15 protein-coding genes are annotated in these 12,268 nt (G+C 60.0%); 8 read left to right on the top strand and 7 right to left on the bottom strand.

What is annotated here, in order from left to right; translation table 11 throughout:
- Positions 1-8: 8 nt before the first annotated feature.
- A complete protein-coding gene (locus ASD50_RS22275; RefSeq protein WP_162251984.1) occupies positions 9-959 on the bottom strand; it encodes a methyltransferase domain-containing protein in 951 nt (316 codons plus the stop codon).
- 146 nt (positions 960-1,105) lie between these two features.
- Here ASD50_RS22275 and ASD50_RS04805 point away from each other — a divergent pair, with 146 nt between their 5' ends.
- Together ASD50_RS04805 and ASD50_RS04800 are read left to right on the top strand one after the other, a co-directional pair.
- Complete coding sequence (locus tag ASD50_RS04805) at positions 1,106-2,275, top strand: rhamnan synthesis F family protein (protein ID WP_056236832.1); 1,170 nt, start codon at positions 1,106-1,108, stop codon at positions 2,273-2,275.
- Between the two features lie 43 nt (positions 2,276-2,318).
- Positions 2,319-2,999: a class I SAM-dependent methyltransferase gene (locus tag ASD50_RS04800; RefSeq protein WP_056236829.1), complete on the top strand. Its 681-nt coding sequence runs from the start codon at positions 2,319-2,321 to the stop codon at positions 2,997-2,999.
- Between the two features lie 5 nt (positions 3,000-3,004).
- On the opposite strand, the gene ASD50_RS04795 is transcribed toward ASD50_RS04800, so the two are convergent.
- From ASD50_RS04795 to ASD50_RS04775, 5 genes are all read right to left on the bottom strand, one after another.
- Entirely contained in the window at positions 3,005-3,862 is an 858-nt protein-coding gene (locus ASD50_RS04795) for a glycosyltransferase family 2 protein (protein ID WP_082549491.1), read from the bottom strand.
- Positions 3,859-4,929 (bottom strand): glycosyltransferase family 4 protein, encoded by a 1,071-nt coding sequence (locus tag ASD50_RS04790; RefSeq protein ID WP_056236827.1) that lies wholly within the window; start codon positions 4,927-4,929, stop codon positions 3,859-3,861. The genes ASD50_RS04795 and ASD50_RS04790 overlap by 4 nt, the downstream gene beginning before the upstream one ends.
- A gap of 24 nt (positions 4,930-4,953) precedes the next feature.
- Positions 4,954-5,427 (bottom strand): transcription elongation factor GreA, encoded by a 474-nt coding sequence (greA, locus tag ASD50_RS04785; protein ID WP_056236824.1) that lies wholly within the window; start codon positions 5,425-5,427, stop codon positions 4,954-4,956.
- A 297-nt stretch (positions 5,428-5,724) separates the two neighbouring features.
- Entirely contained in the window at positions 5,725-6,270 is a 546-nt protein-coding gene (locus ASD50_RS04780; RefSeq protein WP_056236821.1) for a tetratricopeptide repeat protein, read from the bottom strand.
- A 71-nt stretch (positions 6,271-6,341) separates the two neighbouring features.
- Complete coding sequence (locus ASD50_RS04775) at positions 6,342-6,692, bottom strand: DMT family protein (RefSeq protein ID WP_164480438.1); 351 nt, start codon at positions 6,690-6,692, stop codon at positions 6,342-6,344.
- A gap of 169 nt (positions 6,693-6,861) precedes the next feature.
- Between ASD50_RS04775 and ASD50_RS04770 the strand changes: the two genes are divergently transcribed.
- A complete protein-coding gene (locus ASD50_RS04770; RefSeq protein WP_056236815.1) occupies positions 6,862-7,287 on the top strand; it encodes a DUF3775 domain-containing protein in 426 nt (141 codons plus the stop codon).
- Positions 7,277-7,993: an MOSC domain-containing protein gene (locus ASD50_RS04765; protein ID WP_244484433.1), complete on the top strand. Its 717-nt coding sequence runs from the start codon at positions 7,277-7,279 to the stop codon at positions 7,991-7,993. The genes ASD50_RS04770 and ASD50_RS04765 overlap by 11 nt, the downstream gene beginning before the upstream one ends.
- Before the next feature lie 100 nt (positions 7,994-8,093).
- On the opposite strand, the gene ASD50_RS23755 is transcribed toward ASD50_RS04765, so the two are convergent.
- Entirely contained in the window at positions 8,094-8,237 is a 144-nt protein-coding gene (locus ASD50_RS23755) for a hypothetical protein (RefSeq protein WP_244484432.1), read from the bottom strand.
- A gap of 253 nt (positions 8,238-8,490) precedes the next feature.
- Here ASD50_RS23755 and ASD50_RS23750 point away from each other — a divergent pair, with 253 nt between their 5' ends.
- The 4 genes from ASD50_RS23750 to ASD50_RS04745 all read left to right on the top strand — a co-directional run bounded on the left by ASD50_RS23750 (position 8,491) and on the right by ASD50_RS04745 (position 12,122).
- Positions 8,491-9,036: an extensin family protein gene (locus tag ASD50_RS23750; protein ID WP_244484431.1), complete on the top strand. Its 546-nt coding sequence runs from the start codon at positions 8,491-8,493 to the stop codon at positions 9,034-9,036.
- 152 nt (positions 9,037-9,188) lie between these two features.
- Positions 9,189-9,971 (top strand): extensin family protein, encoded by a 783-nt coding sequence (locus ASD50_RS04755; RefSeq protein ID WP_244484439.1) that lies wholly within the window; start codon positions 9,189-9,191, stop codon positions 9,969-9,971.
- Between the two features lie 45 nt (positions 9,972-10,016).
- The gene (locus tag ASD50_RS04750; RefSeq protein ID WP_056236807.1) at positions 10,017-10,718 is read left to right on the top strand and encodes an LssY C-terminal domain-containing protein; all 702 of its coding nucleotides are present in this window, start codon (positions 10,017-10,019) and stop codon (positions 10,716-10,718) included.
- A 90-nt stretch (positions 10,719-10,808) separates the two neighbouring features.
- A complete protein-coding gene (locus ASD50_RS04745) occupies positions 10,809-12,122 on the top strand; it encodes a hemolysin family protein (RefSeq protein ID WP_056236805.1) in 1,314 nt (437 codons plus the stop codon).
- The last annotated feature ends 146 nt before the right edge of the window (positions 12,123-12,268 follow it).

The following is a 12,268-nucleotide window of genomic DNA, read 5'->3' as shown; positions in this document are numbered from 1 at the left end:
AGCCGGCGTCAACCGCCAAATCGGTCAAGCCGCTTCTGGATCGAGCGCTTCAATTTATTCAGCAGCCGGCGTGGCCTGGCGAACGGTCCGCTCGAATATTGAAACTGCATGGCTTTTTTCAACAGGCCATCCCTCATCAACAGCCCTTCTTTTGATGGCATCTCGCGTGTAGTGCCACCACCACGTTTGCTCAATCGAACGTAGAATTCATGCGCAACAGTGGGAGATATCTCCACTATGTCCAGATTTACCAATCCGAGCATCTGGGCTTCCGTCAAAAGCAGACGGAGCGTATCCGGCGTCATCACAGTGCAATGGGCATCCTCATACGGGCCATCGTCAGCCCTCGCCTTCCAAGCCTCGAATTCTTTCCAAAGATCGCCTTTGAGAAGCATCGACTTCAAGCCGGCATCACCATGGAACGCGTGCTGTTCCAGGTCCCCCTTCTTGCGAAACGACATATAGGCTCGTGAATCGAAAAGCTGCCTGTGCGACGGTTTTTGCCGATCTTCAAAATATGCTTCCAGCCATTCGCCGAGCACGGTCCTTGGTCGGAAATAATCGAAGCAGGCACGGGCGTCCGGCACGGCCATTGTCAGCACGCCGCCCTGCTTGAGCAGGATTTCGCACCCCTGAAGGAACTTGATGGGATTGGCCAAGTGCTCGAAATTGTGGGAGCTGACTATGTAATCGAAGCTAGCATGTTCTTCGGCGGGCACCAGTTTGACTATTTCAGTGGCGCTACCGACATAGTCGACTTCTTCAATTGCATGGACCAGTTCGTCAGGTATCAGCGGGTCCCGAAGCGCCCGGCTTTTCAGCTCCTCCTGATCAAAAACATCAAGGATCCGGACGTTGTATCCTTCGCTCCGGGCCGCAAGCGGTGAGTGATAAGGCGCTATTTCCAAGCCCTTATCCTGCTTGCCGATCCTCGCAAGAATTTTCTCTTTCCGTCCCATGGAGCCCCAGTGTGATTTATCGAACACTCGATAGTCACGACAGTTGCAACCGCAGTCAATCTTGTAAAACGCACCTCGATGTGTTGAAGGAGGTAATCTTGAGGTACGGCTCATTCGGAAGGATCGCGTAGCGTCCTGACTGAGCAATGAAAAAGGCACTGTTGTTGTCTTCCCTTCCATTTTGGAAACTGAAACGAGAAATCAGGCGCCTGCTCCATCAAGCGATGGCCGTTCCAGGCGCGTTGATGTCGCGGTTCTTTTCCACATACTTTTACGACCTTGTGCTCGCCAGGAATTCCCGCATCTCTGACGGAGATGTGCCCCTGGATGCTCGCGTCGCAATCTATCTTGTCTTTCCGCAGCACGGTCTGCTTGGGTCGCACAAGGAGGCGCTAAGATACCTGATCAGCTGTGGTTACGCGCCGCTGGTGATATCGAATTTGCCGCTCAGTGAACCGGACCGGCATGAATTGTCCCAACATTGTTGGAAGATAATCGAGCGACCGAACTACGGGTATGATTTCGGCGGTTATCGCGATGGGATCCTGTTTTTGCGGGAACATCTAGGACGCCTGGAAAAACTCGCAATCCTGAATGACTCCACATGGTTTCCGATCCCGGGTTCCCAAAGTTGGCTTAAACGGGCGGAAGATCTGAACATGCCCTTCGTTGGAGCAGCCTCCAACTATGGCCTCGATCGCGTCAACGTGGCGGACTACCTCTCAATCCGCTGGCGTTACTCGGCCGAGCACAAGAACTTCCATTATTGTTCGTATGCCCTGCTCATCTCCCAACCTCTTCTCAGTGCGCCATCGTTCCAACGCTACTGGAAGCAGTTGTGGATTTCAGGTAGCAAGGGTCGGACTGTAAGGCGCGGAGAAATCGGGCTTACACAATGGGTGATCCGGAACGGATATGCTCACGACGTAACGCTCTCACTCAATCACCTCAACACTGAACTCGCCTATCTGCCCGATGAGCGTGTGCGTCTGATCCTCGAGCGGCTCATCATCCCGGAAGATCCGCGCTTGCTAGCCATCAAGAAGGTCGTTGTTGCCAAGGCCACTCAAGCCGCAGCAGACTGGCGGCAGCATGCGGAAAACTTCATCCTCACCGCTGTTGCGCGGCAAGGCGTCAGCTACGCTCTCCCGGAATACACGCTGAATGAACTTGGATTTCAGTTTCTAAAGAAATCCCCCACTTGGTTAAACCGTGAGAGTTCGGATACAACGCTCGAAATTGCCTCTAGCCTCGAGGGCCCTTTCGCCGAGACGATCGTCTCGGAAATCAAGGCACTGCGACTAAAACTGACCTAAACAGCCAACCCAAAAGACTGCACGGTTCCCGAAAGGCTTAGATATGAATCCGAAGAACACGCGGCGAGAAAAAGCCACCATCGATACAGCCAGGGAAAATCCCGCCGATCTGTATGACAAGGATTACTATGCCAACGGGTGTACCACTGGCGGATACGATCAATACGGTCGCCATCCTACTTGGCTGAATTTCTTCGGTCGGATTGCCCGCACCATCAAGCGCAGATACGCCCCAAGAACGGCGGTCGATGTCGGCTGCGCGTATGGCCTGCTTGTAGAATCCCTTTGCGATCTCGGGATCGATGCATACGGGTATGACGTTTCTCCCTATGCGATTTCAAACGCGCGCCAAGACATGGTCGAGCGCCTCAAGGTTCATTCGATCCTAGAGCCTATCCCGCTGCGCAACGGGCAAAAGTACGATCTCGCGATCTGCATCGAAGTACTGGAACATATTCCCCCGGAACAAGCCGATCTGGCCTTGGACAATCTGTGCAACGCCAGCGACATGATCCTGTTCTCGTCGTCCCCGGACGATTTCGACGAACCGACCCACTTCAACGTCCTGCCGATTGCCGAATGGCAGCGCCTGTTCGCACTGCGCGGCTTCTCTCCGATCGCGGACTCAAAAGCATCCTTCGTGGCGCCGCAGGCTTTCGTGGTGAGCCGAGGCGGTAAATCGCTCGGATGGTTCGAGCGGACGAAGCGACGGCTTATCGGCTGATCCTGTCATTCGTCCTTGAAAGGGCCGCCGTCTTTCAGCGCAGACCACGCCCCGGCAAACTGGCCGGCGTGCTTTGCCCGTCGACGCGCGGAAAGGAAATTGTGCGGCAAAAGCAGTTCGAATGCCGCGCGCGCAAGTGTCCGCGCACGCGGCAAGGCATGGCCGTGCTTGGCAAGCACATAGGCTCGCGCCCGCGCCATGTGATAGCCCTTCAGCCGCGCGACCGTCAGTGAGCGGCCAGAGCCCGTGCCGCCTTCATGATGAACGACGGCTCCCGGAACATAGTAGAGCGGGCCGCACTCCCGGTTCAGCCGCACCGCCAGGTCGTCATCCTCGTGGTAGAGGAAAATCGCCGGGTCAAAACCGCCAACTTTCTCGAACGCCGCGCGCCGGCAAAACAACGCACCGCCCAGCAACGTCGGCACGCGTATCGGTGTCGAAGGGTCTCCGTCATCCACCCGAATGCTCGGGTCGGACAGCGCCGATTGCCGGCGAAAATGCCGCCTGCCCTTGCCGTCGACCATTGCGGGGTTGAACGCAACCGCGTCAGGAAGCGCATCAGCGGTGGCGACAAGCGTCTCGACCGCGCCACGCTCGATCCTGGCATCGGGATTGACGAAGAACAGGAACTCGGTCTGCGCAACCGCAGCACCTGCATTGCAGGCCCGCCCGAAACCCTGGTTACCGGTCAGGCGGATCAAGCGGGCATTGAAGCGGGCAGCAATTCCCTCGACGCCTTGCCCACCCCCATTGTCGACCACGACCGCCTTTGCGGATGCAGGAACCGACCCTAGCAGGTTGGGCAGCACCGCATCGCTGTTGTACGCCACCGTTATAACGGTTATGCGGCCATCCGCGCTCATGACGAAGTCCCAGCCTGCAAGCGCCTATAAATCCCTATCAGGGTTGCGGCTTCTCGCTGCAACGGAAACAGCTTGTGCGCACGTTGCAACGAAGCTGCGGCAGCCCCTTCACGCGCCTTGTCATCACCCATCAAGGCGCCCGCCGCGACCACCATCGCACCAAGATCGTCGCGCGCAATCAGAGCGCCGGTGACACCATCCTCGATGAGTTCGGAAAAAGCGCCCACGTCGCTTGCCACCACCGGCACACCGCTGGCCATGGCTTCCAGCGGCGTCAGTCCGAAGCCCTCCCAGCGCTGCGGCGCGATGTAAAGCGAAAGCGCCTGATACCAGCGTTCGATGTCGCGATGTTCGCCCACGAACAGGACGCGCTCTGCAAGCCCAGCCTTTTCCACCTTTGCGCGCAGTCCAGCCTCGAAATCCTTGTGTTCCGCCGTCGCACGGCCCGCCACGATAGCCGACCAGCGCGGATGATGCGGCAACAGCTCGATCATGCTGTCCACGAACAGGTCCGTGCCCTTCTGGTGCCTGACACGACCGAAACAGCCTGCATAGAGCGGCGTCGGATCAAGTCCAACAGCCCGCACAGCCTCTGCCTTGTCGGCCGGCTTGTGGAAGCGTTCGATGTCGATGCCATGCATCACCACCGTGTTCGGTACTTCAAGATAGGCGGCTGTCTTGCGGCTGGTGGCGATCACCGCATCCATGCGGCGAATGAGAAAGCGCGTCCAGCGCGTATGCTTGCGCTGCGAGGCCGACGTAAACACAAGCTTCAGGGGTGCGCGCAGCACATATTTCAGGATGGCTCCCGCCAGCATTTCCGGGTTGCGGCGTGCATGCCAGACGCGCACCGCCGCACCATTCGGCCGCCGCAGCAGGCCGGGCACCTGCCACCAGCGCATTTTCGGCAGGCTGTCAGGCAAGCCGGGCCCAAGCGTCGCAACGCCGATTTCGACCGCCTGCAGCGGAACAAGCTGGATGATGGTGCTGGTGACGCCGGAAAGCCGCTGCTTGAAATTGGGTACAACGACCTCAACCCGCGACAGGTCAGTGCGGGTCGCGGGCATCGGGCTTGTCATTGTTACAGCAGCCTAGAGCCAGCGCAGGTCGACGATCTCGTAGCCGCGCGCGCCGCCCGGTGCATTGACCTCGATGGCGTCGCCCACTTCCTTGCCAATCAGCGCCCGCGCGATAGGCGAGGAGATCGAAATACGGCCCGATTTCACGTCGGCTTCCTGGTCGCCGACGATCTGATAGGTCTTTTCCTCTTCCGTATCCTCATCGACGAGCACGACGGTAGCGCCAAACTTGATCTTTTCGCCGCTCAGCTTGGAAATATCGATCACCTCTGCACGGGCAATCAAATCCTCAAGCTCGCCAACGCGGCCTTCATTCAGGCTCTGCGCTTCCTTGGCGGCATGATACTCGGCGTTTTCGGACAGATCGCCATGCGAACGGGCCTCGGCGATCGCCTCGATGATGCGCGGCCGCTCTTCTTGTTGGCGCCAGCGCAACTCCTCCTTCAGCGTATCGAAGCCCTTGCCGGTCATCGGCACCTTATTCATGGCCAGTCCTTTCCTGCCGCCGATCCATTTCCACTGGATGGCTCTGAAGCACAAAAAGAAAACGGTCCGCCGGAACCACCCGACGGGACCGTCACATCTCGGATTTATTCAATATAGCAATTGCCGCAGCTTTTTCACGCCCTAAAATCACAGCCGGATAATCAGCTTTAGGGCGTATTGGCGGCAATGTGCAGGACCAAGGTCGCGCACGCTTGAGGTACAGCGAGACCCCGGCCCTGACTTGCATACGCCGGTGCGGAATTCAGCCGAAATCAGGCGTATCCGTTCGATTACGCCTCAGCTTTTCAGGAAATGATCGATCTGCTCGGCCAGCATGCCGTACTCGCGGGCATCCTTTCCGACGCGCTTTTCGATCTCGCCAAGCTGCTCGCGCGCCGCCTTGACATCCCCCAGTTGCAGATGGGCTTCGCCCAGATATTCGCGCACAAGCGTATAGTCGGGGTCGTTCTGCAACGCTTCCTGATAGTAGCCGAGACCAACGGTGATTCGGCCGGCCTTCCGGTGCGAATAGCCGAGATAATTGAGAATGCGCGGATCGGTCTTGTCTTCGGCAAGGCTGAGCACGGCGATTGCCTCGTCATAACGGCCCGCCATGGCAAGCGCGTGACCGGCTTCGTAAATGTTGTCGTCGTCGAGCATGCCTTGCTTTGGTTCGACGCATTTGTTCAGCTTCTTGTCGAATACCTGGCCGTTCTTGCATTGGGTCACGGTTTCCGTGCCGCCGCCGGTACCGCCACTATCGCCGCCAGCGGCAAACGCCGGCATGGCAGCCAGTGGCAAAACGGCAAGTGCCGCTACTTGCATCAGCAATCTTGTGCGCATCGAAGCCTCCTTGGACAGGTATCAGCACGTTAACGCCTCAACTCCCGCATTTCATCCCGGTAAAGGCCGCATCAGCCCTTGAAGATCAGCGCAGCTCCACCGGCTATCAACGCAAAGCCCAGCACATGGTTCAGCGTCAGGGCTTCCTTCAGGTAGAATACCGAGAAAACGGCAAACACGGTGAGCGTGATCACCTCCTGCATCGTCTTCAATTCCGCCGTGGAATAGACTTGGCTGCCGATGCGGTTGGCCGGAACAGCCAGCCAGTATTCGAAGAACGCAATCATCCAGCTCGCCAGCACGGCGATGTAGATGGGCGACGTCTTGAACTTGAGATGCCCGTACCAGGCAAATGTCATGAACACATTCGACGCTATCAGCATCAGGATTGGCAGGATCTTGGGAGACAACAGCATCGCCACGTCAGGGGGTCCGATCAGTCAGTGAAATTGCGCCATTTCATTCCGGATACTGGCTCTGTCAATCGGCACGCCATGCCGCCAGCATCAAAGGATGACGCAATCTGCAAATGCGCTATCATCGCTCTGCTTGGCCGAAGCACACCGGAAAGGACAAGCACGGAGGCGTCCAGTGCAGCATCGCGCAGAAAGAGAGTGGGAACTCTCCATCGGACCGGACACGGTTCGCCTGTTCATTCTCAAGGCGAAGGCTCTGAGCGCCGGCATGGCGGACGATTTCGCCGACGGCAGCGAGCATGAGGTCGAGTTCGATGGTGACGGCCATGATCTTCATCAGCACGATGGTCTCGCCGAGGAAGAATCCGAAGACCTGACCGAACGGGAATTACGGGAACTGATCGGTGATCTCAACGTCGATGAGGCCGCCGAATTGATCGCGCTCACATGGGTTGGACGCGGCGACTACGACGCCAGCGAATGGAGCGAAGCCCTGGCCGCAGCCAGGCAGCGTCCTTGGCGGCAAACGGCGAAATACCTGCTTGGAATGCCGCAACTCGCCGACTGGCTGGAACAGGGGCTGGAAGCCGTTGCAGAATAGCATTCCAGTCCGCAAGATCGCGCCTACGGAAGTCGTCATCGACACCTTGTTCATCGGAAGGCTCGCGCCGCTCGGGCCGCGCGGTGTTCCGAGCGGCATCGCCAAGGAAAAGGCGGCTGGCCCGCAACTTGTCACTCTGACTGGCCTTGAGGGCGACCAGCAAGGCGATACCCGCCATCATGGCGGCCCGGAAAAAGCCCTGCACCATTACCCGCGCGAGCATTACTCCACCTGGCGAGGCGACGGTGTCGTCGCGGACGCTCCGGGCTTTGGGGAAAACATATCGACGCAAGGCATGACCGAAGCCGACATCTGCATCGGCGATATCTACCGGCTGGGCTCTGCCACGCTTCAGGTCAGCCAGGGCCGTCAGCCTTGCTGGCGGCTGAATGCCCGCTTCGGGCGGCCGGACATGGCCTACCTTGTCCAGAAAACCGCCCGCACCGGGTGGTACTACCGCGTGCTGGAAGAAGGTGAGGTGGAGGCGGGCGACCCCTTCCTTCTCGAACGGCGCCCGCAGCCTGAATGGCCGCTGTCGCGCGTTATCGACCTTCTTTACACCCGCACGCTCGACATGGACGCCTTGCAAGAACTTGCCGGATTGCCGGAACTTGCAACGTCATGGCGCGACCTTGCCGCCCGTCGCATCACCACCCGCACGGTCGAAGATTGGGACCGGCGGCTACGCGATTCACATCAGCAATAGGCAACGCCACCGATAAAATTCGATTCCGAAACAAGGCGCTGGCGGCAAGCCCGGAATCAACACCTCAACACGCCATTCGCCGCGCCAAGGCAACAATCCGTCATTGAACGTGATGGCTGTCGGTGCAACCTCGCTCATCCTGCTGACGTTGCAGGGCGATGGATTTTTCGCGCTTCTCTTTGCTGCCGATACTGCTATTTGCCCATTTATCGCCGTTGCCACTGACGGGATCGGCAACGGCCAAACCTGTCACGCTTCCCCAATCGGCGCCGGTTCCCGAGCAAAGCGCCAGGCCAGGCGAGCAGGCAAGCGGCCAAGCCGATACGCCTCCGCTGCCGCAACCGCGGCCAGACCATACCGCCGACCAGCCTGTCGCGCCGGCCGACACCCCGCTCCCTTCCGAAAAGCCGAAAGGCGAGGCAGAAAAAGACAACGCGCCAGCCAAACCGGCCAAGCCCCTCGCCGATCCCCGCTCAGCCAACAAGGCAGCAGAGACCATGCCGGAAGAAGAACTCGAATGCCGCAAGCGCCTCAATGCACTGGGCGTCGTGTTCGAGGATCGCAAGGCCGAGCACGATGCGGAAGCGGGCTGCGCGCTGCCCTACCCCGTTTCCGTGAAATCGCTTGGCGTATCCGTCGAGCTTGCGCCGCAAGCGCTGATGAACTGCCAGATGGCCGAGGCCGCTGCCCGCTTCATCAAGGACACCATCTCGCCCGCTGCCACGGCAGAACTCGGCTCGCCCTTGAAGTCGATCGCCCAAGCCTCCGCCTATGTCTGTCGCCCCCGCCATAACGGCCAGAAAATGTCGGAGCACGCTTTCGGCAATGCCTTGGACATCGCCAGCTTCACCTTGCAGGACGGTTCGATCGTCGAAGTCGGTCCTGCTCCCGGACAGAAGCCGGCGAAATTCCTCGATACCGTGCGCAAAAAGGCATGCGGCCCGTTCAAGACCGTGCTTGGCCCCGGCAGCGATGCCGATCATGCCCGGCATTTCCACCTCGACCTGGAGCCCCGCCGCAATGGCGGCACCTTCTGCCAGTGATCGTGGGCCCGCGGCGACGAAGCCTGCCGCAATCCCGCCACAGCGATGAATGTCGGCACTGATTTTTCCTTTACCCTTCGTGGTTAATCTCTGTTTCCTCAAAGGTCAGGGATCGTTCGATGCTCGGGAAGTCTCGCGCCGCAATGGGTGGCATGCCTCAGGCGCAGCGTTTGCGGCGGCTTGCCTTGCGTTTCGCGCTGTTGGCGGCAGTTGGCGCCGTTTCGGCCTGCACCTCAGGCGACGTGTTCAGTCTCGAGCCCGCCGTGGATGTCGGCACCCAGACCGCAACCGTGCCGCAATATTCCGGCATGCAGACGCTGGTTCCATCCAATCCCTACATGACTGCCGCCTATCCGCGCATGGATGAGCCGTTCGCCGAAGGCAACGTCATGCCGACCGAAGAGGTCCAGTGCCGCGACGACCTGAAGAGCCTCGGCGTCTCCTATAGCGATGTTGCGCCGATCCAGGACGGCGGCCAGTGCGGCATCGCCTATCCCGTCAAGGTGGCCGCCATCGGCAATGTCGAGATGAAGCCCGCCGCCACGCTCACCTGCGCCATGGCCGCCAGCTTCGCCACATGGACCCGCAGCGAACTCGTTCCTGCCGCCCGCCTGCGCTATTTCTCCGGCGTCAAAGCCATTCATCAGGGGTCGAGCTATTCCTGCCGCCGCATCCGTGGCGAAGGCGTACTGTCCGAGCACGGCAAGGGAAATGCGCTCGACGTCATGAGCATCGAGCTGAACAGCGGCAAGGAAATCGATGTCCGCAAGCCCGGCCTGTTCGCCTTCCGCGAGCGCAGCCTGCTCAACACCGTACGCGCCGACGGCTGTTCCTATTTCACCACCGTGCTCGGCCCCGGCTACAACTACGACCACCGCAACCACTTCCATTTCGACATCAAGAACCGCAGGAATGGCTATCGCGCCTGCAGATAGTCTGTCAGCTTCATCAGGGTGGGAAACTGACTGGGTAGGCGGTCGATGAAGCGCAAGCGGCTGTTGCGGCGCTCTGCAAAATGGTTTGCGCTCGCCTGCGGCGCCTATCTCGGCCTCGCTTATTTCGCCGCGCCCGAATTCTGGACGCTGCGCGACCGACATGCCGACACCTCTGCGATGGAAATGGTCACGCGCACGCCGCAAGGCATCGCCGGCGATCCCATCAATGTCGGCCTTGTCGGCACCCGCACCGAAATCATGCGCGCCTTCGCGCTGGCCCATTGGGACACCGCTGATGCCGTCACGCTCAAGACCGCCGTCGAGATCGGCGAAAGCGTACTCTTCGACCGGCCCTATCCCGATGCGCCGGTTAGCCAGCTCCTCTACGAGGGCCGCGCCCAGGATCTCGCCTTCGAAAAACCGGTCGGCGACAGCGCCGACCAGCGCCATCATGTCCGCCTGTGGCAGACCCCGGAGCTTCAGGACGACGGCCGCCCGCTCTGGCTCGGCGCCGCCAGCTTCGATCGCGGCGTCGGCGTCAGCCATGACACCGGCGCGATCACGCATCACATCGGCCCGGACGTCGATGCCGAACGCGATCTCCTCATGCGTGATCTTCTTGAAGCATCCGTGCTGGCCTCAACACGCGAGATAAAAGGCATCGGCGCAACCTCGAGCGGCCGCAACGGTGGCGGCGATGCCTATTTCACCGACGGAAAAGTCATCGTTGGCACTTTGAAGCCCTGACATTTTCCATTATGCAATTTCCTGGTTTTTGTATTTCTATTTTCATTTGGCGTCTTTGCCGCGCACCTTGTCTGATGCTAATGAGCGTCCATGCTTTACATTGAAATCGCCATCGTCGTCGTGCTCGTGTGCGTGAACGGCCTGTTGGCCATGTCCGAACTGGCGATCGTCTCCTCTCGCCGCGCGCGCCTCAAGACAATGATCGACCGCAATGTCAGCGGTGCGGCCCGCGCGCTCGAACTCGGCGCCAACCCCGGCAAGTTCCTGTCGTCTGTCCAGATCGGCATCACGCTGGTCGGCGTGCTTTCGGGCGCGTTCTCGGGCGCTACGCTCGGTGAAAGACTGGCCGACCTGCTTGCTTCAAACGGCATCAGGCAAAGCGTGGCCGATCCGCTCGGCGTCGGCATCGTCGTCGCCCTGATCACTTACGGCTCGCTCATCATCGGTGAACTGGTGCCCAAGCAGATCGCGCTTCGCGACCCCGAGCGCGTCGCCTCGAGGGTTGCACCGGCCATGGCCATTCTCGCCAGGATCGCGGCGCCGCTTGTCTGGCTGCTCGACATCTCCGGCCGCTCGGTCTTGTGGCTGCTTGGCCAACGTGGCGAAAGCGAAGAAAAGGTCACCGACGAGGAAATCAAGATGCTGGTCGCAGAGGCCGAGCATCACGGCACCATCGAATCCGACGAGCGCCGCATGATCGCCGGCGTCATGCGTCTGGGCGATCGTGCCGTCCGCGCCGTCATGACGCCGCGCACCGATGTCGACTGGATCAATGTGCAGTCTGATGAAGCGACGATCCGCAGGCTTCTGATGGAAACCCAGCATTCGCGCCTGCCGGCTGCCGATGGAGCCGTCGATGCCATGATCGGCGTCGTCCAGACCCGCGATATCCTTGCGACCCTCCTGGCGGGAAAAGCGCTCGACGCGCGCAAGCATGTTCGCCAGGCTCCCATCGTGCACGATCAGGCCGATGCGCTCGACGTGCTGGCCAAGCTGAAAGAGGCCGACATGCCGATGGCGCTTGTCCATGACGAGTACGGCCATTTCGAAGGCGTCGTCACCCCTGCCGACATTCTCGAGGCCATCACCGGCGTGTTCAGGTCAGATCTGGACGACGACGACCCCGATGAATCCGCCGTGCAGCGCGAAGACGGCTCCTGGCTGCTGGAAGGCTACATGCAGGCGGATGAAATGGCCGACGTCATCGGCATCGACCTGCCGGAAAGCCGCGACTACGAGACCGTGGCAGGCTACGTCCTGTCTCACATGCACCATCTCCCGTCGGTCGGCGAAAGCGTCGATGCGCAGGGCTGGCGCTTTGAGGTGGTCGATCTCGACGGCCGCCGCATCGACAAGGTCATGGCAACGAAGCTGCCGACGGGCCATCGCGAAATCGCCCGCTAGCCGGACGAAGAAAGGGCGGTGCCTGCACCGCCCTTCGGTTTCCCTGGGAGGAAATTGGTCTATTCGAGCATTTTGGCACGCTCAAATTTCAGGTCAGGGTGAGCCGAAAACGCCGGCTTTCGAGGCCGGGAGCGCAATGTACTTGA

Origin of the sequence: Mesorhizobium sp. Root552, assembly GCF_001427285.1 — a bacterium.
In the GTDB taxonomy this organism is placed as follows: domain Bacteria; phylum Pseudomonadota; class Alphaproteobacteria; order Rhizobiales; family Rhizobiaceae; genus Mesorhizobium.
This window is presented reverse-complemented; position numbering and strand designations above follow the sequence as displayed.